The organism is Lysobacter gummosus, from assembly GCF_001442805.1.
GTDB lineage: Bacteria > Pseudomonadota > Gammaproteobacteria > Xanthomonadales > Xanthomonadaceae > Lysobacter > Lysobacter gummosus.
Window position 1 is genome coordinate 4,237,915 of record NZ_CP011131.1, and the last position, 20,326, is coordinate 4,258,240.

Here is a 20,326-nt window from a genome sequence, read left to right on the forward strand (position 1 = left end):
AATTCTGGCGTGCGATCTTCAGGAAGTCAACGAACTTTCACACAACTTTTTGAAAAATTTTCCGACCCGCCGACTGCGGCCGCGGCCATCCGGGGACGGGCCGCGTAGTCTACTCAGACATTGAACCGGAAGTGCAGTACATCGCCCTCTTGGACGCGATATTCCTTGCCTTCCAGGCGCAGACGGCCGGCGTCGCGGGCGCCGGACTCGCCCTTGTACTTGATGAAATCGTCGTAGGCGATGGTTTCGGCGCGGATGAAGCCCTTCTCGAAGTCGGTATGGATCACCGCCGCGGCCTGCGGCGCGGTCGAGCCGGCCTTGACCGTCCAGGCGCGCACTTCCTTCACCCCGGCGGTGAAATAGGTCTGCAGGCCCAGCAGCGCGTACCCGGCGCGGATCAGGCGATTGAGACCCGGCTCGGCCAGGCCCAGATCGGCCAGGAAGGCGTCGCGGTCGGCGTCGTCGAGCTGGCTGAGCTCTTCCTCGATCGCGGCCGACACCGGCACGACCTGGGCGCCCTCGGTGATCGCGCGTTCGCGCACCGCGTCCAGGTGCGGGTTGTTCTCGAACCCGTCCTCCAGCACGTTGGCCACGTACATGACCGGCTTGAGGGTGAGCAGGAACAGGTCTCGCACCGCCGCCTTGTCGTCCTCGGACAGGCCCAGCGCGCGCGCGGCCTTGCCCGCGTCCAGGCCCGCGCGCACGCGGCCCAGGACTTCCTTGCGCACGATCGCTTCCTTGTCGCCGGTCTTGGCCGAACGCTCGGCGCGCTGATAGGCCTTCTCGACGCTTTCCAGATCGGCCAGGGCCAGCTCGGTATCGATGGTCTCGATATCGGCGATCGGATCGACCTTGTTGTTGACGTGGATCACATCCGGATTTTCGAAGCAGCGCACCACGTGGGTGATCGCATCGACTTCGCGGATGTGGGCCAGGAACTTGTTGCCCAGGCCCTGCCCGCTGGCGGCGCCGGCGACCAGGCCGGCGATATCGACGAACTCGACCGCGGTGGGAATCAGCTTCTGCGGCTTGACGATCTCAGCCAACGCGTTCAGACGCAGATCCGGCACCGGCACGGCGCCGACGTTGGGCTCGATCGTGCAGAACGGGAAGTTGGCCGCGGCGATGCCCGCCTTGGTCAGCGCATTGAAGAGGGTCGACTTGCCGACGTTGGGCAGGCCGACGATGCCGCATTTGATGCCCATTAGTGAATCCGAGATTGGTGATTCGGGATTCGGGATTCGAAAAAGCCATCGCTTCTCGAATCCCGAATCCCCAATCCCTAATCCCGACGCGTATGCAACTGCGTCATCGCATCCATGAAATTGCCCTTGACCGCCAGCGGCATCACATCGATGGCGTCGTCGATCGCGCGCAGGATGACCGCTTCGTCGTCCTTGCCGGGACGGCCGAGCACCCACGGGGTGACTTTGTCCTTGTGGCCGGGATGGCCGATGCCCACGCGCAGGCGGTGGAACTTGCCGTGGCCGAGCAATTGCATGGTGTCGCGCAAGCCGTTCTGGCCGCCATGGCCGCCGTCGAACTTGAGCCGCGCCGCGCCCGGCGGCAGGTCGAGCTCGTCGTGCGCCAGCAGCGCTTCTTCCGGCTCGATCTTCCAGTAACGCAAGGCGGCGGCGACCGACTTGCCGGACAGATTCATGAAGGTGGCCGGCTTGAGCAACCACACCGGACGGCCGCCGATCTCGATCTTCGAGGTCTCGCCGAACAGTTTGGACTCAAGACCGAAACGCCCGCCGAACTTCGCGTTCAGGGCGTCCACAAACCAGAACCCGGCATTGTGCCGGGTCCGGGTGTATTCGGCGCCGGGATTGCCCAGGCCGACGATCAGGCGCAATTCCGCCATGACTCACGACAGTCCGCAAACGCAGACCGGCGCGCCTGCGAAGGCGCGCCGGCAAGCGATTACTTCTTGTCTTCGTCCTTCTTCGCGACCTTGGCGGCCGGCACTTCGGCGACCGGCGCATCGGCGGCCGGCTCGGCCTCTTCCTTGCCGTGCTTGGCGATCACGACGGCGACGTCGTGTTCCTTGCCCAGCTTCAGCTCGGGGATCTCGACACCCTTGGGCAGCTTGATCTGCGACAGGTGGACGATGTCGCCCACGGCCAGGGCCGACAGATCGATTTCCAGGAACTCCGGCAGGTCCTTCGGCAGGCAGCTGACTTCGACTTCGTTGAGCTCGTGGGTGACCACGACGTCGGCGGCCTTGCCGGCCGGCGACTTGTCTTCGTTGAGGAAGTGCAGCGGCACGGCCACGCGGATCGCCTGGTTGGCGTCAACGCGCTGGAAGTCCAGGTGCATGATGATCTGCTTGAACGGGTGACGCTGCATATCGCGCAGCAGCACCTGCTCGACCTTGCCGTCGAGGTCCAGGCTCAGGATCGAGGAGTAGAACCACTCGTGCTGGCTGGCGAGCCAGATCTTCTCGTGGTCCAGCTGGATCGGCTGCGGCGCGGCGCTGCCGCCGTAGATGATGGCCGGGATGCTGGCGGCACGACGCAGGCGGCGGCTCGCACCCTTCCCCTCGACGTTGCGGCCAGTGGCCTTGATGATGTGTTCGGACATGTTGGTTTACTCACTTTGCAGCGTTAGGACCGCCTCGCGGCGGCTTGGAGACTCATCCGCGACCAGATGAGTCTTTGGAGCGGGGATTGGTGATTCGGGATTGGGGATTCGTTACAGCCAAAGCTGCGTAGCCGCTCTTGCGAATCCCTAATCCCGAATCACCAATCCCGGGCAAATCAATCCACGTACAACGAACTGACCGATTCGCCGAAGGCGATGCGGCGGATCGTCTCGGCCAGCAGCTCGGCGACGCTGAGCTGGCGGATGCGGCCGGTGGCGCGGGCCGCGGCGGTCAGCGGAATGGTGTCGGTCACCACCAGCTCGTCCAGCTGCGACTTCATCACATTGTCGATCGCCGCGCCCGACAGCACCGGATGGGTGCAGTAGGCGACGACTTTCTGCGCGCCCTGGCCCTTCAGCGCCGCCGCGGCGGCACACAGGGTGCCGGCGGTATCGACGATGTCATCGACCAGCACGCAGGTCTTGCCCGACACGTCGCCGATGATGTTCATCACCGTGGCGACGTTGGCGCGCGGACGGCGCTTGTCGATGATCGCCAGTTCCGCATCGTCCAGCCGCTTGGCGATCGCGCGGGCGCGAACCACGCCGCCGACGTCGGGCGAGACGACGATCAGATTGTCCGTGCCGTGCGCGCGCCAGATGTCGGCGAGCAGCAGCGGCGAGGCGTAGACGTTATCGACCGGGATGTCGAAAAAGCCCTGGATCTGATCGGCATGCAGATCGACCGTGAGCACCCGGTCGGCGCCGACCGCGCTGAACATCTTGGCCGCGACCTTGGCGGTGATCGGCACGCGCGAGGAGCGCGGGCGGCGATCCTGGCGGGCGTAGCCGAAGTACGGCACCACCGCGGTCACGCTGGCCACCGATGCGCGCTTGAGCGCGTCGATCAGCACCAGCAGCTCCATGAAGTTCTCCGCCGTGGGCGCGTTCGTCGGCTGAATGACGAACACCTCCTGGCGACGCACGTTCTCTTCGATCTCGACCTGCACCTCGCCGTCGGAGAAGCGCCCGACGAGGGCCTTGCCGAGCCGGATGCCGAGTTCCTTGCACACCGCCTCGGCGAGCGGACGGTTGGCGTTGCCGCTGAAAACCAGCAGATTGCGATCGTTTTGCACTTTGTTTACTCCGCTTCGCTCTGACCGGGCGGCTCGGGAATGGGGAATCGAGAATCCGGAATCGCCTATAACGTTTCCGGATTCTCCATTCCCTACTCCCGCAACAACTGATGGCAGGGGCGGTAGGATTCGAACCTACGAATGCCAGGATCAAAACCTGGTGCCTTGGGCCTCTTGGCGACGCCCCTGCAGTAAACCAGTTCAGCTTTTTTACTTAGCTTCAAGCGCGGAGCGCAGCGAAGAACGCCTTGCGCCGGCGGCCGTCCAGGCCCGAAGGCCGGCAGGCAGTCGCGACAGCGCCGCTTCGGCGGATTCGCGCGTGGCGAACTCGACGAAACAGCCGCTGCCCGAGCCGGTCAGGCGTGGCGAACCGATACTCGACAGTGCAGCGAAAGCAGCCTCGACGGCGGTTTCACGCTGACGCAGTACCGGCTCGAACGCATTCCCGAGCGGCTTACCCGAAACGAAGTCCGACATTGTCGCGGGCGCGGCATCGCGAGTCAATTCAGTTGACTGGAATAAAACCGCGGTCGGTGCGTGAACGCCCGGATCGGCCAGCACGTACCAGGCCGGCGGCAGCTCGATCGGACGCAGCACTTCGCCGACGCCTTCGGCCCAGGCGTTCTCGCCGCGGACGAAGACGGGGACGTCGGCGCCCAGGCGCAGGCCCAGCTCGGCCAGCCGGTCCACGCCCAGATTCGTGCCCCACAGGGCGTCCAGGGCCACCAGAACGGTGGCAGCATCGGACGAGCCGCCACCGAAACCGCCACCCGCCGGAATGCGCTTTTCGACGACGATATCCGCACCTTGGCCGCTGTTGGCTTCTTTTTGTAGAAGCAACGCGGCCCGCACGGTGAGGTCGTCCTGCTCCGCCACGCCCGCCACCGAGGCGCCATGGCGGACCACCCGGCCGTCCTCGCGCGGACGCAGACGAATGGTGTCGCCCCAGTCCAGCAGGCGGAACACGGTCTGCAAAAGGTGGTAGCCATCGGCGCGGCGGCCGGTGATGCGCAGGAACAGGTTCAGCTTGGCCGGGGCGGGCCAGACGGTCCAGGCAGGCGTTGCGGAGGTTTCGGACATGGCGGCAATCAGAAGGACGAAGCGTGTTTCGTTCAGCGCACGGAAGGCGGCGCGGTATCGGCCGCAATACCCGCGGTGGCGCCCTTCCACTCATCCACGATCAGACGGACCCGCGCCGAATCGCGCCGCGCGTCCAGCCGCGACGGCAGGTCGCCGCTGGCCGGCCATTGGTAGGCGATGGTCCAGCCATTTTGTTCGATCGACTGCGGACGGCCGTCCGCGCCGGGGACGACCTTCGCGGCGGGGGCGTCGCGCGCCGGCAGGCCGCGCAGCCAGTCGGCCAGCGCCGACACCGGGATGTCCCAGCCGGTGGCTTGCAGCAGCAGTTCGCCGGCATCGGCGCCCTCGCGCGGGCCGCCATCCAGGCCTTCCAGGCGCGCGCCTTCGCGGCCGCCGCTCAGGCGCCAGCTCTGGCGAGTGACCGGGGCGCTGAGTGCGACGTCGAAACGGCCGTCGCGCTGACTCCATTCCATCCGCCCGCTGCCGCCCTTGCCGGCGTTCGACACGGCGACCCGGCCGGTCAGCGACCAATCGCCCTGCGCGCGCACTCGTTCCAGCCGCGCGGCTTCGCGCGCGAGCGCATCGGCGGCCGGCACCACGGTTCCCGCCGGCGCTTGTTTGACGCCCTGCCCCGCGCACGCGGCCAGCAGCGCGGTCAACATCGCGGCGGCGAGCAATTGCGCGGCGCGCGGATACCGCGTCGTCGCGGTGGTCGTCACCGCGCTCACAAGCCGTATTTCTTCAGCGCGCGCTGCAGCGAGCGGTTGTCGGCATCGATCTTGCGCGCCTGTTCGAAGTACTTGCGCGCTTCGTCCTTGCGCCCGGTCTCCCACAGCAGCTCGGCCAGATGCGCGGCGATCTCCGCGTCCTTCTGCATGGTCAGCGCGCGGCGCAGTTCGGTTTCGGCCTCTTTGACCCGGCCCAGCCGATAGAGCACCCAGCCGTAGCTGTCGATGATCGCGGCGTTGTCCGGCTCGGCCGTGCGCGCGCGCTCGATCAATTCGAACGCTTCCTGATAGCGCGTGGTGCGGTCGGCCAGGGTGTAGCCCAGCGCGTTGAGCGCGGCGATGCTGTCGGGCTCGGCGACCAGGATGCGGCGGAAATCGGCTTCGGCGCGGGCGACGTCGTCGCGGCGCTCCCAGCTCAGGGCGCGCGCGTAGAGAATTTCCGGTTCGTCCGGAAACGCGGCCAGACCGCGGGCGAACGCGTCGTTTTCGCCGGCGACGTTCTTGTCGTCGGCGCGCAGGTTCGCTTCCAGGATGTAGCCGTCGCGACGGGTGTCGTCGTCGGCCGAGGCGTCGGACTGGATCGCGCGCAGGCTGGCATAGGCCTCATCCGAACGCTTGAGCTTGTGCAACACGTTGGCGCTGCGCAGGCGCGCGATCGAACGCTGCGAACCGCCGGGCACGCCCTGATACCAGTTCAGGGCTTCGTCGTTGCGCTCCAGGAACTCGGCCAGCTGGCCGAGCAGCAGACGCCGCGCCGGATCGGGCTTGGCCGCGTCGGCGCGCAGTTCGTCGTAAAGCTTGGTCAGAGTCGGCTTGTCCTCGGCGCGGGCCAGATAAGACGCGCGCAGGGCGTAGGTCTGCTCGTCCTGCGGGCCGCGCGCGAGCACCGCGGCGACGTTCTGAAAATCGTTGAGGCCTTCGTATTGCTCGGCGATCAGCGCACGCAGATTGGTGTCGGTATCGGCCAGCGGCAACAAGGTGGCGAGCAATTGCGAGGCTTCCTCGGTCTTGCCGTCCTCGCGCAGTTGGCTCACCCGCAGCAGGCCCACGCGCGGCTCGCCGGGGAAGCGCTTGACCACTTCGCTGACGATGCGCTCGGTCAGCTTGGGCTGATCCAGGCGCTGCGCCAGGCCGCCGAAGGCGACCCAGGCCATCAGATTGCGCTGCGGGATCTTGCCGCCGTCGACGATCTTCTCGAGCACGCGTCCGGCCTGCTTCTGATCCTTGGCGCCGGCGGTCAGCACGCCCAGCACCTGACGCCAGCCGGTGTCGGGCTCGGCGGTCATCAAGTCGTTGAGCTGGCGCAGCGCGGCGCGATCGTCGCCGCGGCGCAGCGACAAGGTCGCTTCGGCGGCGGCGAGCGAGTGGCCCTTGCCGCCGAGCTTGCGCCACAGCCCCAGCGCCTCGGCGGCGGTCGTGTCCTGCTTGGCGACCAGGGCGATCGAGGTGGCGCGCTCGGCCAGGACCACATCGCCGGCGGCGCGCGCGGCCTTGAGGTAGGCACTGGCGGCGTCGTTCAACTTGCCCGACTGCAGGGCGAATTCGCCGGCCAGCAACGACTCCAGCGAAGCGCCGGTGGGATCCTTGGCGGCCTGGGCCTGGATGGTCGCGCGGGCGGCGGCCAAGTCAGCCGCAGTAGGCTGGGCCGCCGATGCAATCGCCGCCGCGGCAGAGGAGCTTCCTGCTCCCAACGCTGCCTTCGAAGCCGACGGCTGAGCCTCCGAAGTCGCAGCCGCGGCGGAGCCCCAGACCGCCAGCGCCAGGGCCAGAACCGTCCACTTCAGGGCCCGCCGCGACCGGCCCGCGGGGACCGGAACCGGGGCCCGGCGCTTGTCTTCAGTTCTGTCTATTGGACCGATCGAGCAAATCGAATCGTAGAGAACCACGTGAGGACCATTTCGGCCGGTAGAATGGCGGCCTTCAGCAGCCCGCAGCTTATCGCAAGCACCTGAACCGATGTCCCGCGCCGCACGCCGCCCGATGAAACTTTTTCGCCTCGCCGCGACGACGGTCTGCCGCGCCCATTGCCCGGGATCGATCCGCCTGCGCCCATGAGCTTGTTCGTCCTCGGCATCAACCATCAGACCGCGCCGGTGAGCCTGCGTGAGCGCGTCGCGTTCTCCGGCGATGCGATACCGGCCGCGCTCGGCGCGCTGCGCGCGCTGGCGCCGGTACGCGAGGTGGCGTTGTTGTCTACCTGCAACCGCACCGAGCTGTACGCGGTCGCCGACGACGATGGCCGCGCGCTGGCCGATTGGCTGGCCACGCATCCGGACGACAGCGGCGATCTGCACGCTTATCTCTATCGCCATCGCGACGCCGACGCGGTGCGGCATCTGTTCCGCGTCGCCACCGGCCTGGATTCGCTGGTGCTGGGCGAGCCGCAGATCCTGGGCCAGGTGAAGGACGCCTGGGCCACCGCGCGCGGCGCCGGCACCCTGGGCAGCCAGCTCGACCGTCTGTTCCAGCAAGCCTTCTCCACCGCCAAGCGCGCGCGCACCGACACCCGCATCGGCGCCAATCCGGTCTCGGTCGCCTCCGCGGCGGTGCGGCTGGCGCAGGAATCGTTCGCGCGGCTGGATGACTCCACCGTGCTGCTGATCGGCGCTGGCGAAACCGTGGAGCTGGCAGCGCGGCATCTGGTCCAGGCCAAGGCCAAGCGCCTGCTGATCGCCAACCGCACCCTCGCCCATGCGCAGGACCTGGCCACCCGCCACGGCGGCGTGGCGCTGCCGTTGAGTGAGCTCGACCGCCACCTGGGCGAAGCCGACATCGTGTTGTCGGCCACCGCCAGCCGCGAACCGATCCTGCAGCGCGCGCAAGTGGCCGCGGCGCTGGCCACGCGCAAGCATCGGCCGATGCTGCTGCTGGACCTGGCGGTGCCGCGCGACATCGCCCCGGACGTGGCCGGCCTGAAGGACGTGTTCCTCTACACCGTGGACGATCTGGAACGCGCGATCGAAGACAACCGCCGCAGCCGCCGCGAGGCGGCGACCGAGGCCGAGGCGATCGTCGAGCTGCAGGTCGCGCGCTTCGTCGAAACCCTGGCGGCCAGCACGCGCACCGCGCCGATCAAGCGCCTGCGCGATCACGGCGAACTGGCGCGCGAGGAAGTACTGGCCAAGGCGCGCCAGCAACTGAGCGCCGGGCAAGACCCGGCCGAAGTGCTCAACTTCCTCGCCCACACGCTGACCAACCGCCTGCTGCATGCGCCGACGATGGCCTTGCGCGAGGCGGCGCTGACCGGCAATCCGGAGCTGGCCCGGGCGGCGGATAAGTTGTTCCCGGCGACGGGATTGGGGATTCGGGATTCGGGATTCGAAAAAGCCGATGCGGACGAGCCTTAGCGACACTCTCGCTCGCTTGTGCGCCTGCTTTTGCCAATCCCGAATCCCCAATCCCGAATCCCGGCCTTCATGACCCCCACCCTGCGCCGCAAACTCGAAGCCCTGGCCGAACGGCGCGAAGAACTCGAACGCCTGCTCGCCGATCCGGGCGTGATCGGCGACAACGACCGCTTCCGCAAACTTTCGCGCGAATTCGCCCAGCTCGAACCGGTCGCCGTCGCGCTGGCCGAGGAAGCGCGGGCCAAGGCCGATCTCGCCGCCGCCGAGGCGATGCGCAACGATCCGGAACTGCGCGAACTGGCCGAGGAGGAAATCGCCGCGGCGCAGGCACGCCTGCTGCAGCTCGACGTCGAACTGCTCGCACACCTGATCCCGAAAGACCCGCGCGACGACGGAGACCTTTATCTGGAAGTGCGCGCCGGCACCGGCGGCGACGAAGCGGCGATCTTCGCCGGCGACCTGTTCCGCATGTACGCGCGCTACGCCGAGCGCCAGGGCTGGAAGGTCGAGATCGAATCGTCCAGCCCCGGCGAGCACGGCGGCTACAAGGAAATCATCGCCCGGGTCGAAGGCCGCGGCGCGTACTCGCGGCTCAAGTTCGAATCGGGCACCCATCGCGTCCAGCGCGTGCCGGAAACCGAATCGCAGGGCCGCATCCACACCTCGGCGGCGACGGTGGCGATCATCGCGGTCGAACCCGAAGGCGAGCCGATCGAAATCAATCCGGCCGATCTGAAGGTCGATACCTTCCGCTCCTCCGGCGCCGGCGGCCAGCACGTCAACAAGACCGAATCGGCGATCCGCATCACCCACATTCCCAGCGGCGTGGTGGTCGAAAACCAGACCGAACGCAGCCAGCACGCCAACCGCGACAAGGCGCTCAAGCGCCTGCAGGCGATGCTGGCCGACGCGGCGGCGTCCAAGGCCGCGGCCGCGCAGGCGCTGGACCGGCGCCTGCAGGTCGGCAGCGGCGATCGCAGCCAGCGCATCCGCACCTACAACTTCCCGCAGGGCCGGATCACCGACCATCGCGTCGAAGGGCTGACCTTGTACGACCTGCCGAATATCGTCGCCGGCGACCTGGACGGCTTGATCGGGCGGCTGATCCACGAGCATCAGGCCGACGAACTGGCGCGGCTGTCGGCGGGTTGATCGCTGCGGCTTCAATGCAGCAGCGCAAGCCGTGCGCTGGCTCACAGCCCACACCAAATGGCTATCACGAGTCATGACTGCGCCCGCTGCGAGCGGCCATAATCCGGCATCCCCCGCCGGACTGCCCTTCGCATGAGCCCCACCGTCCGCCGCGCCAGCTCCGCCGACCTCGACCTGCTCGCGCCGCTGTTCGACCGCTACCGGCATTTCTATACCCAGCGTTTCGACGAAGCGGTCTCGCGCGCCTTCATCGGCGAGCGCCTGCAGCGCGGCGACTCGGTGTTGTTGCTGGCCGCGCTGGACGGCAGCGACGGCGCCGGCTTCACCCAGTTGTATCCGACCTTTTCCTCGGTGCGCGCCGCGCGGGTGTGGGTGCTCAACGATCTGTTCGTGGAGCCTCAGGCGCGCCGCCGCGGCGTCGCCCAGGCCCTGCTCGATGCCGCCGCCGACTTCGCCCGCACCGACGGCGCCGCGCGCCTGGAGCTGGAAACCAACCACGACAATCTCACCGCGCAGGCGCTGTACGACGCCGCCGGCTGGCAGCGTTACGACGGCACTCAGCGCTATCACCTGCCGCTGAGCGCGACTTGAAGAAGCCGATGATGTCCGCGCCGTCGCAATGCCCGCCATCGACACCCGTCCGACGCAAACCCCGCCCATGAACGATCCGCGCGCGCAATTGCGCCAGGCGCTCAAGCGCAATCCTGGCGACGCCATGGGCTGGGTGATGCTGGCCGAACACGAACTCGACGCCGGCGACGCCCAGGCCGGCGAAACCGCGTCGCGGCGCGCCCTGCATCTGCGCCCGGGCCATCCCGAAGCGCTGGCGCGGCTGGGCCGCGCGCAGGCGATGCAGCGCAAGTTCGAAGACGCAGTGACCAGCCTGCGCGCGGCCGCGCGCGCAGCGCCCGGACATCCTGGCATCGTCGTGTGGCTGGCGCATGCGCTGGAAGACGTCGGCGACGCCGAGGGCGCGCTGGAGGCCTACACCCGCGCCTACACCCTGGCGCCGCGCGAACCGCAATTGGCCGCTTACCTGCTCAACTGGCGGCGGCGGCTGTGCGACTGGCGCGATCTGGATACGCTCTCGCGCCAAGTGCGCGAAGCGGTGGCGCAGGCGCAGGCCTCGGTCGAGCCGTTCGCTTTTCTCAGCGAAGACACCAGCGCCGCCGAGCAGCGCCGTTGCGCCGGCTTGCGCGCGGCGGTGATCGCGCAAAGCGTGCAGCCGATGCCGCCGGCGCCGGCCAAGGACCTCGCCGCGACCGTGCGCGTGGGTTTCTTGTCCAACGGCTTCGGCGCCCATCCCACCGGCTTGCTGACGGTGGCCCTGTTCGAAGCGATGTACCGCCGCGGCGGCATCGAACTGCATCTGTTCGCGCTCAATCGCGACGACGACAGCCCGATCCGGCAACGCCTGCGCGCGGCCACCGACGCCGTCCACGACGTGGCGATGCAGCCGCATGCGCAGGTCGCCGCCAGCATTCGCCGCGCCGGTATCGACGTCTTGTTCGACCTGCGCGGCTGGGGTGGCGGCGGCGCGCCGGAAGTGCTGGCGATGCGGCCGGCGCCGGTGCAGGTCAACTGGCTCGCCTACCCGGGCACCTCGGCCGCGCCGTGGATCGACTACGTGCTGGCCGACCGCTACGTGCTGCCCGAGTCGATGACCGCCGACTTCAGCGAAACCGTGGCCTGGCTGCCGCGCTGTTTCCAGCCGTCCGACACCAGCCGCGAGTTGCAACTGCCGCCGACCCGCGCCGAATGCGGCCTGCCCGAGGACGGCACGGTGCTGTGCTGCTTCAACAACAGCTACAAACTCAACCCGCGCAGCGTCGCGCGCGCGCTGGAAGTCTTGCGCGGCGTGCCCGGCAGCGTGCTGTGGCTGCTGTCGGGCCCGGGCCGCGCCGACCAGCGCCTGCGCGAATTCGCCAAGCAGCGCGATATCGACCCGTCGCGTCTGGTGTTCATGCGCAAACAGCCGCATCCCGATTACCTGGCGCGCCTGCGCCATGCCGATCTGTTTCTCGACACCAATCCCTACAACGCCCACACCACCGCTTCCGACGCGCTGTGGGCCGGCTGCCCGGTGCTGACCTGTCCGGGCGCGACCTTCGCCGCGCGCGTGGCCGGCAGCCTCAATCATCACTTGGGCATGGAGCACATGAACGTCGCCGACGATGCTGCCTTCATTGCCCGCGCGGTGGCGCTGGGCAACGATCGCGAAGCGCTGGCGGCGCTGCGCAACGAACTGGCGGTGCGGCGCGGCGACAGCGGCCTGTTCGACATGGACGGCTTCTCGGTGGATTTCGCCGCGATGACCATCGCGATGGCGCGGCGGCAGCGCAAGGGCGAGGCGCCGGCGGTGCTGCAGGGGCCGGCTCGTTGAAGAGCAAATCCCCCCAGCCCCCCTTTTTCAAAGGGGGGAACAGCACGGGTTACTTTTCAAAGGGGGCCGCAGGAATTCTTCGGGATTGGACGTGGCGGGTGGATAGCGACGACGCTCATGATGGTTCGATCGCGTAAGTAATCGAAGCCGCGACACTCAAGCAGATCGCGCCGCCACCCGACGGGTTCCCCCCTTTGAAAAAGGGGGCCAGGGGGGATTTGCTCCTGCCCCCCAACACAGCCCTAACCCCACCCAACACCATTTGCGCTAGTCTGCGCCCATGACTGCGCAACGCGATTTCATCCCCCTGAACCTGTGCGTGCTGACCGTGTCCGACAGCCGCACGCTGGCCGAAGACAGCTCCGGCGATTACCTGATCCAGTCGCTCACCGACGCCGGTCACCGGCTGGTCGAGCGCAAGCTGTTGCCCGACGACCGCTACAAGCTGCGCGCGGCGGTGTCGCAATGGATCGCCGATGAAAGTGTCGACGGCATCTTGGTCACCGGCGGCACCGGCTTCACCGGCCGCGATTCCACGCCCGAGGCGCTGCTGCCGCTGCTCGACAAAGAGATGCCCGGCTTCGGCGAACTGTTCCGCGCGATCAGCTTCGAAGAAATCGGCACCTCCACCTTGCAGTCGCGCGCCTTCGCCGGTCTGGCCAACGCCACCTTCGTGTTCTGCCTGCCGGGCTCGACCTCGGCCTGCCGCACCGCCTGGGAAAAGATCGTCAGCGCACAACTCGATGCGCGCACCCGGCCGTGCAACCTCGCCACTTTGCGTCCCCGCCTCAAGGAGTGATGGGCATGTCGCTGGACACCACCCTGCGTTTGCTGACCAAGGCCAGCGGCTTGAGCGTGACCGATCTGGCCACGGCGATTCCGCGCGCCGGCGCCGCCACCGTCAGCGCCTGGCTGCGCGGCGACAAGCTGCCCGGCCGCGATCAGGTCGATGCGCTCGCGCGCGCCTTCGGCGTTCCGGCCGGCGCCTTGCTGGCCGATCTGGCCAGCACGCTCGACCCGTCCCGCACCCAGGGCGAACACGACCTGCTCGCCGCCTACCGCGCGCTCAGCACCAAACAACAAGGCGCGCTGCTGGAAATCGCCACCGGCCTGGCCGGCACCAAGCGCGGCGCAGCCAAACCCTCGGCGAAAACCACCGGATCGAGAAAGGCCAAACGATGAGCACGCTCAAGCGCAAGGACTACGAGGCCGAACTCGAGCCGCTGCAAGTCGAACTGGTGGCGATGGCGCGCTGGGTGCAAAGCGCCGGCAAGCGCGTGGTGGTGGTGCTGGAAGGCCGCGACACCGCCGGCAAGGGCGGCGCCATCAGCGCCTTGTCCGAGCATCTCAACCCGCGCCAATGCCATGTCGTCGCCCTGTCCAAGCCCAGCGAACGCGAAAGCGGCCAGTGGTATTTCCAGCGCTACGTCCCGCATCTGCCCGCCGCGGGCGAGATCGCGCTGTTCGACCGCAGCTGGTACAACCGCGCCGGCGTCGAACGCGTGATGGGCTACGCCAAGCCCGATCAGGTCAAGGCCTTCCTGAAGCAGACTCCCGTGTTCGAGAAGTTGCTGATCGACGACGGCATCGTACTGTTCAAGTACTGGCTGTGCTGCGACCAGGAAGAACAGGAAGAACGTTTCGCCGAGCGCCTGAACGATCCGCTCAAGCGCTGGAAGCTGTCGCCGATCGACCAGGAAGCGCGCAAGCACTACGAGGACTACACCAAGGCGCGCGAGGCCATGCTCGAGGCCACCCACACCAAGCACGCGCCGTGGACGCTGGTGGATTTCAACGATCAGCGCCGCGGCCGGCTGACCTTGATCCGCGATCTGCTCTCGCGTTTGCCGGATACCAAGCTGCCCGATACCGAGCTGGAGTTCCCGCCGCTGAAGGGCAAGCCGGCTAAAGAGAAGTACAAGGTGCTTAAGCCGATTCGCGGCTAGAACGCTTTGGCTCGACATCCCCGCGAAGGCGGGGATGTCGGACCATAGAGACGCGATGCTCAGCGCGTAGTGTTCGCCTTACGGCCGCACCTAATCCTCTTGCGACCGCCGAAACGGCTGGAACAACTGCAACAGCCACGGCTTCTGCGCCAACACCAGGCTCACGCCGATGCGCTCCTGCGCCGTCAGCGCCGCATCGCGCGCCAACAGCGCGTCGAATTCCCGCGCCACTTCGTTCAAGCGCAGCTTGAGTTCGCGGATACCGGCGACGCTGAGCGAACCGCTGAGCAACAGCAGCACATCCTGCTCGCCGTCGAAGGGATCGGCGAAATAATCGCCGAGCAGCTTCAGGCGGAAATAGCGCTCCATCGGCCCGTCGGCGCGCCAGCGGAAATTGCGCGTGGTCAGCGGCCGGCCGCGATTGCCGGGCATCAGCTCGATGATGCCGAGCCGGTCCAATCGCACCAACAGCGCGGTCCAGCGCGCGTTGTCGAAGTTGAAGTGAGCCTGCACGTCGGCCTGCTTCCAGCGGTTCAAGGTCAGAAACAGTGCGACCAGCAACGCCGGCTCATCGACCAGGGCCTGCTCCTGCGCTTCGCTGAGCATGGCCATCGGCGCGCGCCCGCGCGCGGCTTCGGCGCTGAGTTCGGCCAGGCCGATGTCGAGCACATCGCAGACCTGCTCCAGCCGCTGCAGGCTCATCGCCCGCCTCGAGAACATCCGCTTGACCGCGGCCTCGCTGAGCTTGAGCCGCCCGGCCAGATCGCGGTAGGTCAGATCCTGCGCGCGCAAAAAGCGCTTGAGGGCGTCTACGAGTTCAAAGGACAGGGCCATGCGTATCAAATTACGCTACTGAACAGAGAAATTCGAGCCACCTTGTCGAACAATCTTGCCAAGCGTGCGGGCGCTGCCGATGGTGGCTGCGGACCTGAACGAGGTGGCACGAATGACACGGACTTCCGAACGCCTGCTCCTCCTCGTTCTGGTCGCTGCCGCCATGGCGGGCTCGCTGGCAGGGATGCCGGCGAGGGCGGCGGTGCAATCCGACGGCCTGAGCCGTCAGTCCGCCGCCAGCCTGGACGCCTCGGTCGAGGTGCCGGTGGCCGCGGCGAACGCGCTGTCGCAGGGCGCGAAATTTTCCGTCACCGCTATCGAAGCCAGCGCCAACGGCGTGGCGGTGACGATCTCCGCGGCCGCGGCCGGCACCTCCTTCGTCGTCGCCTTGTCGGCGGCGCAAGCGAAAGAACTCGGGCTCAAGGTCGGCTGGGCCGTGATCGTCACCGTGGTCGCGGCCGGCTGGCTGATCAGCGACGGCCACCTCAACATTATTTGCTTCGTCCCCAACGACCGCGCGCGCGCCTTGACCCACAGCGCCCGGATGGCCGGATGAAGCGGTTCCCTCGTTACCCCGATGTCGCGGCAGGCAGGAGGCTGATCGCCGCGATGGTGGTGGCCGTGGTGGTGGGAGTGATGCCCGCACAGGGACGTGCGGGCACCGCCTGCGAGGCCGAGACGATCTCGCCGCAGAAGGTCGCCGCCGCCGCGCAGACCGCCTTGACCGTGGCCGCGGCGCTGGAAGAACGCGACGCACCGGCGGCGCTGGTGGCGCGGGTGGGCACGGATCTGTCCGCGCAGGGCTTGGTCTACAGTCATGTCGGTTTCGTCGTTCGCGACCATCCGGCCGGACGCTGGACCGCGGTGCATCTGCTCAACGAATGCGGCAGCGACCGTTCCGGCCTCTACACCCAGGGGCTGGTGAATTTCTTCTCCGATCATCTGGTCAACCAGGACGCGCGCATCGTCTGGCTGGAACCCGCGCAGGCGCAGCGCCTGGCCGATCGCCTGCGCGCGTTGCCGCGCGATGGTCTGCATCAGCCGCGCTACAACCTGATCGCGCGTCCGGGCAGCGGTGATTATCAGAACTCCACCGCTTGGGTTCTGGAAATCCTGGGCACGACGTTGCCGCAGACCGCGGCCGTGGTTGATCGCCGCACCGCCTACCTCGCCGCGCAAGGCGATGGGTTCGAGCCCGATCGCATCCATATCCCGTACTCCAAGCGTGTGCTCGGCGGTTTGTTCAGCGCCAATGTCGCCTTCACCGATCACCCGATCGGCACGCGGCTGGGCGGCGATTATCCGGTGGTGACGGTGCGCTCGATCGTGCAGTACCTGGCTCGCAGCGGGCATGTGAGCGCGCAGCGGGAATGGCGCAACGGTAAGGCGATGGGGCGGCTTGGGGCGTTGTAGTTTTTGGGGATGGATGGTCGCCGGGCGATGGGCGTTTGCGCAGAACCGCCACGCACTCATCCTCATCAACCAAGCACGAAAATTCGCCTCCTTTGAAAAAGGGGGCTTGCGCCCGGCGAACAATCGTCTGAGCCGTTGTGTGTCGGCGCCAGGGGATTTGCTTTTGGCCGCAGCAAAAGCAAATCCCCCCTAGCCCCCCTCTTTCAAAGGGGGGAACTGTTTCGCTGGGGGTGTGGGTTACTGGCGAACGGGACGGCGTTCTTCAACCACAAACAAACGCCTCGCTCGCCTCCTCCTCACGCGCATCCTCGCGCACCAGCCGATCGACCCGCGCCATCGGCGGGCCGTGACTCAGCCATTGCGCCAGGCGCTCGATCGCGGCGGCATCGCCGACCGCCAACACTTCGACCCGGCCGTCGCGCAGGTTGTTGGCGTAACCGCGCAAGCCCAGCGCAATCGCCTGCTCGCGCGCGGAGGCGCGAAACCACACGCCCTGCACTTTGCCGGCAACGAAAAACCGCGCCGCGCTCATGGCGCCGCGCTCACGACTTGGCCGCGGGCGCCGTCGGTTCGGGCTTGGCGTCGCCCGGCTTCGGGCCGCCGGCCTTGGCGATGGCGTCTTCGAGCTTCTTCGCATCCACCGGGCCGAGGAATTTCTCCGCGATCTTGCCGTCGGGCCCGATCAGATACGTCATCGGCAATCCCTTCGGCGTGTCGAAGGCCTTGGGCGGATCGGCGACATCGACGATGGCGATCGGGTACGACACCGGATGCTGCTTGAGGAAGACCTCCATGTCGGGCTTCTCGATTTCCTCGTAAGCCAGACCCACCACTTCGATGTGCTCGCGCATCGTGTCCAGCGCCGACAGCTCGGGCATTTCCTTGATGCACGGCGCGCACCAGGTCGCCCAGAAATTCACCACCACCCAGCGGCCGCGATGCTCGGACAGGTCGTAGGTCTTGCCGTCGATGGTTGCGATGCGCAGCGCCGGGGTGTCGGATGCGGGCGCCGGCGTCGCCGCGGGCGGCGTGTCGGCCGGTTTGGACTCGGCCGGCTTCGGCTCCGCGGCCGTCGTCGCATCGGTCTGCGCCGCCGGATGACGCTCGTCGGGAGACTTCTGGCAGGCGGCCAACAGCAGGGCCGCGATCGCCGCGGCGAGCAGCGGCGCGGCGGCGCGGGAATTGCGAACGCTCACGATCATGGTTCTTCCTCTTCGGCGTGAATGCTGGACACGCGTCGTTTCATCAGCGCGCGCAGCGGCACGCGCAGCTCGTCCATCGCCGCGACCGCGGACTGGCCCAGCGAGTCGTCGCGGCACGGCAACATGGCTTCGGCGATGGGGATGCGCAGGTTGCAGGCTTCGTACAGTTCGCCCAGCGACAGTTCGTCGAGATCGCGCGCCAGCAGCCATTCGCCGCTCTCGGCGCGGCGCACCACGCTGATGTCGCCCAACTGGCCGAGCATCTGCTGGACCAGGGCGTCGGTGAGCATGGGTTCGAGTTGCTGGATGTCGTCGCTGTGCAGGCCGCGGCCGTCCTTGCGCGCCTCGTTGAAGCGCGCCAGCAGGCGCAGCAGGCCGTACATCTCGAAGCCCAGCGGCAGGCGCATGGCTATGGGCTGATAGCGGAACGCGGCGATCGAAGAGGCCAGCGACGCGCCCAGCAACACCGCGATCCAGCTCAGGTAGATCCACAACAGGAAGATCGGCACGAAGGCGAGCGTGCCGTAGATCTTCGAATACGAGCCGAAGCTGCCCAGGTACAGTCCGATACCGCCCTTGACCACCTCGAACAGCACCATCGCCAAGAACGCGCCGGCGACCGCGTGGCGCCACTTGACCGTGCGATGCGGCACGACCTTGTAGATCGCCGCGAACGCCAGCCACTCCAGGCCCATCGGCGCGGCGCGCAGCAGCAGGCCTTCCAGCCAGCGGCCCGGTTCGGTCGAGAACACTTCCATGGCGAAAAAGCGCGCCGAGATCGCCAGGCTGGCCGCGGCCATCAGCGCGCCCAGGGTCAGCACGGTCCAGTAGACCAGGAAGCGCCCCAGCCGCGGCCGCGCCGAGGGCACGCGCCAGATCCGGTTGAACGCGGCTTCCACGCCGTTGAGGGTGATCAGCAGCGACACCACCAGCGCGATCACGCCGGCGGTGGTGAGCTGGCCGGCGTTGGCCGAGAACTGCTTGAGGTAACTCTCCACCGAGCGCGCCGCCGACGGCACGAAGTTGGAGAAGATGTAGTCGCTGAGGCGGTCGCTCCATTCGCTGAACATCGGGAACGCCGACAACACGCCGAACACCACCATCGACAGCGGCACCAGCGCGAACACGGTGGTGTAGGACAGCGCGCCGGCGGCCTGGAACAGGTTGTCGTCCAGGAAGCGGCGGCTGAGGAAGCGAAAGAAGGTCGCCACGCGCGCACGGTCGCGCACGCGTTCGCTCCAGCGATAGATCGAGTCCAGTGGTTCCATCCGGCGCAGGTTAACCGATGGGGTGTGGGGGCGGTATTCATGGGGGCGTGGGTGCGGCGGTGCGCCCTCATCCGGCGCTTCGCGCCACCTTCTCCCGCCAGCGGGGTGAGCGGGCGCTGCTTGCGAGCCATCGGCTCGCGCGTCCGCGAACGCCCGAACGCTATGCGTTCGGGCCGGGGTCGGACCGAGGGCCACCATGGGCCACAAGCCCCCGCCCGCCGCATTCCTCTATCCTTCGCAGCGCAAAGGAGAATTCGATGACCGAAGTTCTGGTGCTTTACTACAGCCGCGGCGGATCGGTGGCGCGGCTGGCGAAGCAGATCGCGCGCGGGATCGGCGAAGTCGCCGGGGTCAGCGCGCGCCTGCGCAGCGTGCCGCCGGTGGCGGCGGTGACCCAGACCGCGGCGCCGCCGGAACCCGAGGACGGCGCGCCCTACGTGGAAGCGCGCGATCTGACCGAATGCGCGGCGCTGGTGCTCGGCAGCCCCACCCGCTTCGGCAACATGGCCGCGCCGGTCAAGCACTGGCTCGACGGCCTGGGCGCGCAATGGGCCAGCGGCACCCTGGTCGGCAAACCGGCGGCGGTGTTCACCTCCACCGCGACCCAGCACGGCGGCCAGGAATCGACCCTGCTGACGATGATGGTCCCGCTGCTGCACCACGGCTGCGTGATCGTCGGCATTCCCTACACCGAGCCCGCGCTCAGCCACACCCGCGGCGGCGGCACGCCCTACGGCGCCAGCCACGTCGCCGGCAGCCAGGACGATCCGCAGCTCAGCGACGACGAAGCCACGCTGGCACGCGCGCTCGGCCGCCGCGTCGCCGAGCTGACCGCCAAGGTGAGCCGTTGAACGCGCCCGTGCCGGCCCGGCCGCCGCGACCGCGCGCGGACTGGGTGCTGCTGGCCGCGCTGCTGGCGCTGACCGCGCTGTTCGGCCTGTGGTACGTGCTGCCGGGTCGGCATCTGCTCGCCGGCCTGAGCGTGTTCATGGCGCCGCCGGGGCTGCTGGCCCTCGGCGTCTCCCTGCGCAGCCGCCTGGCCGCGTACTGGGCGGGCGTGCTCGCCCTGTTCTGGTTCTGCCACGGCGTCATGCTGGCCTGGTCGTCGCCGGCCGAGCGCGGCTATGCCTGGATCGAACTGGCGCTGGCGCTGGTGGTGATCTTCGCCGCCAACCTGGCCGGGGTGAAAGCGCGCTTCGGCAAGAAAACCTGAGCCGCCGCCCGCCCCGCTTCGCCATACGCGAACGAACGGCC

Annotated in this window: 22 protein-coding genes and 1 tRNA gene; 11 read left to right on the top strand and 12 right to left on the bottom strand. The window is 67.9% G+C overall.

The window, feature by feature from the left end:
* Positions 1–113: 113 nt before the first annotated feature.
* The 8 genes from ychF to LG3211_RS17205 all read right to left on the bottom strand — a co-directional run bounded on the left by ychF (position 114) and on the right by LG3211_RS17205 (position 7,185).
* Positions 114–1,205, bottom strand: a complete 1,092-nt coding sequence (gene ychF, locus LG3211_RS17170) for a redox-regulated ATPase YchF (protein WP_057943889.1) — start codon at positions 1,203–1,205, stop codon at positions 114–116.
* Positions 1,206–1,282: 77 nt separating this feature from the next.
* Positions 1,283–1,864, bottom strand: a complete 582-nt coding sequence (gene pth, locus LG3211_RS17175) for an aminoacyl-tRNA hydrolase (protein ID WP_057943890.1) — start codon at positions 1,862–1,864, stop codon at positions 1,283–1,285.
* 59 nt (positions 1,865–1,923) lie between these two features.
* Positions 1,924–2,583 (bottom strand): 50S ribosomal protein L25/general stress protein Ctc, encoded by a 660-nt coding sequence (locus tag LG3211_RS17180; protein WP_057943891.1) that lies wholly within the window; start codon positions 2,581–2,583, stop codon positions 1,924–1,926.
* Positions 2,584–2,759: 176 nt separating this feature from the next.
* Positions 2,760–3,719 carry a ribose-phosphate diphosphokinase gene (locus LG3211_RS17185; RefSeq protein WP_057943892.1) on the bottom strand — a complete coding sequence of 320 codons (960 nt, stop codon included), beginning with the start codon at positions 3,717–3,719 and terminating at the stop codon, positions 2,760–2,762.
* 111 nt (positions 3,720–3,830) lie between these two features.
* Positions 3,831–3,907 (bottom strand) — tRNA-Gln (locus LG3211_RS17190).
* Between the two features lie 22 nt (positions 3,908–3,929).
* Complete coding sequence (gene ispE, locus LG3211_RS17195; protein ID WP_057943893.1) at positions 3,930–4,799, bottom strand: 4-(cytidine 5'-diphospho)-2-C-methyl-D-erythritol kinase; 870 nt, start codon at positions 4,797–4,799, stop codon at positions 3,930–3,932.
* Between the two features lie 32 nt (positions 4,800–4,831).
* Positions 4,832–5,461, bottom strand: coding sequence for a lipoprotein insertase outer membrane protein LolB (gene lolB / locus LG3211_RS17200; RefSeq protein WP_057945553.1), 630 nt, complete (start codon positions 5,459–5,461; stop codon positions 4,832–4,834).
* Between the two features lie 62 nt (positions 5,462–5,523).
* Positions 5,524–7,185 (bottom strand): tetratricopeptide repeat protein, encoded by a 1,662-nt coding sequence (locus tag LG3211_RS17205; protein ID WP_057945554.1) that lies wholly within the window; start codon positions 7,183–7,185, stop codon positions 5,524–5,526.
* Positions 7,186–7,578: 393 nt separating this feature from the next.
* On the opposite strand from LG3211_RS17205, the gene hemA reads away from it, so the two are divergent.
* The 7 genes from hemA (at position 7,579) to ppk2 (ending at position 14,355) form a co-directional block, all read left to right on the top strand.
* Positions 7,579–8,874, top strand: a complete 1,296-nt coding sequence (gene hemA, locus LG3211_RS17210; protein WP_057943894.1) for a glutamyl-tRNA reductase — start codon at positions 7,579–7,581, stop codon at positions 8,872–8,874.
* Positions 8,875–8,943: 69 nt separating this feature from the next.
* Positions 8,944–10,026, top strand: a complete 1,083-nt coding sequence (prfA, locus tag LG3211_RS17215) for a peptide chain release factor 1 (protein WP_057943895.1) — start codon at positions 8,944–8,946, stop codon at positions 10,024–10,026.
* Between the two features lie 132 nt (positions 10,027–10,158).
* On the top strand, positions 10,159–10,617 hold the full coding sequence (locus LG3211_RS17220; RefSeq protein WP_057943896.1) for a GNAT family N-acetyltransferase: 459 nt from the start codon (positions 10,159–10,161) through the stop codon (positions 10,615–10,617).
* A gap of 67 nt (positions 10,618–10,684) precedes the next feature.
* Positions 10,685–12,409, top strand: coding sequence for an O-linked N-acetylglucosamine transferase, SPINDLY family protein (locus tag LG3211_RS17225; protein ID WP_057943897.1), 1,725 nt, complete (start codon positions 10,685–10,687; stop codon positions 12,407–12,409).
* A 280-nt stretch (positions 12,410–12,689) separates the two neighbouring features.
* Positions 12,690–13,208, top strand: a complete 519-nt coding sequence (gene moaB, locus LG3211_RS17230) for a molybdenum cofactor biosynthesis protein B (protein WP_057943898.1) — start codon at positions 12,690–12,692, stop codon at positions 13,206–13,208.
* Between the two features lie 5 nt (positions 13,209–13,213).
* A complete protein-coding gene (locus tag LG3211_RS17235; protein ID WP_057945555.1) occupies positions 13,214–13,591 on the top strand; it encodes a helix-turn-helix domain-containing protein in 378 nt (125 codons plus the stop codon).
* On the top strand, positions 13,588–14,355 hold the full coding sequence (gene ppk2, locus LG3211_RS17240) for a polyphosphate kinase 2 (RefSeq protein WP_057943899.1): 768 nt from the start codon (positions 13,588–13,590) through the stop codon (positions 14,353–14,355). The genes LG3211_RS17235 and ppk2 overlap by 4 nt, the downstream gene beginning before the upstream one ends.
* A 90-nt stretch (positions 14,356–14,445) precedes the next feature.
* Here ppk2 and LG3211_RS17245 read toward each other — a convergent pair whose 3' ends face one another.
* Complete coding sequence (locus LG3211_RS17245; RefSeq protein WP_057943900.1) at positions 14,446–15,189, bottom strand: helix-turn-helix domain-containing protein; 744 nt, start codon at positions 15,187–15,189, stop codon at positions 14,446–14,448.
* Positions 15,190–15,268: 79 nt separating this feature from the next.
* Here LG3211_RS17245 and LG3211_RS17250 point away from each other — a divergent pair, with 79 nt between their 5' ends.
* Both LG3211_RS17250 and LG3211_RS17255 read left to right on the top strand, forming a co-directional pair.
* A complete protein-coding gene (locus LG3211_RS17250; RefSeq protein WP_148648977.1) occupies positions 15,269–15,745 on the top strand; it encodes a hypothetical protein in 477 nt (158 codons plus the stop codon).
* Positions 15,742–16,602, top strand: a complete 861-nt coding sequence (locus tag LG3211_RS17255; protein ID WP_083512615.1) for a DUF2145 domain-containing protein — start codon at positions 15,742–15,744, stop codon at positions 16,600–16,602. The genes LG3211_RS17250 and LG3211_RS17255 overlap by 4 nt, the downstream gene beginning before the upstream one ends.
* A 262-nt stretch (positions 16,603–16,864) precedes the next feature.
* Here the strand turns inward: LG3211_RS17255 and LG3211_RS17260 are convergent, their stop codons facing one another.
* Genes LG3211_RS17260 through LG3211_RS17270 form a run of 3 tightly spaced genes read right to left on the bottom strand, consistent with a single transcriptional unit; the run spans position 16,865 to position 19,072 of the window.
* The gene (locus LG3211_RS17260; protein ID WP_057943903.1) at positions 16,865–17,134 is read right to left on the bottom strand and encodes an acylphosphatase; all 270 of its coding nucleotides are present in this window, start codon (positions 17,132–17,134) and stop codon (positions 16,865–16,867) included.
* Positions 17,135–17,144: 10 nt separating this feature from the next.
* The gene (locus LG3211_RS17265) at positions 17,145–17,798 is read right to left on the bottom strand and encodes a TlpA family protein disulfide reductase (RefSeq protein ID WP_057945556.1); all 654 of its coding nucleotides are present in this window, start codon (positions 17,796–17,798) and stop codon (positions 17,145–17,147) included.
* A 2-nt stretch (positions 17,799–17,800) separates the two neighbouring features.
* Positions 17,801–19,072 (bottom strand): YihY family inner membrane protein, encoded by a 1,272-nt coding sequence (locus LG3211_RS17270; protein WP_057943904.1) that lies wholly within the window; start codon positions 19,070–19,072, stop codon positions 17,801–17,803.
* A 257-nt stretch (positions 19,073–19,329) separates the two neighbouring features.
* Here LG3211_RS17270 and wrbA point away from each other — a divergent pair, with 257 nt between their 5' ends.
* Both wrbA and LG3211_RS17280 read left to right on the top strand, forming a co-directional pair.
* Positions 19,330–19,923 carry an NAD(P)H:quinone oxidoreductase gene (gene wrbA / locus LG3211_RS17275; protein ID WP_057943905.1) on the top strand — a complete coding sequence of 198 codons (594 nt, stop codon included), beginning with the start codon at positions 19,330–19,332 and terminating at the stop codon, positions 19,921–19,923.
* Complete coding sequence (locus tag LG3211_RS17280) at positions 19,920–20,285, top strand: DUF2069 domain-containing protein (protein WP_237049775.1); 366 nt, start codon at positions 19,920–19,922, stop codon at positions 20,283–20,285. Before wrbA ends, LG3211_RS17280 begins: the two co-directional genes overlap by 4 nt.
* Positions 20,286–20,326 lie beyond the last annotated feature (41 nt).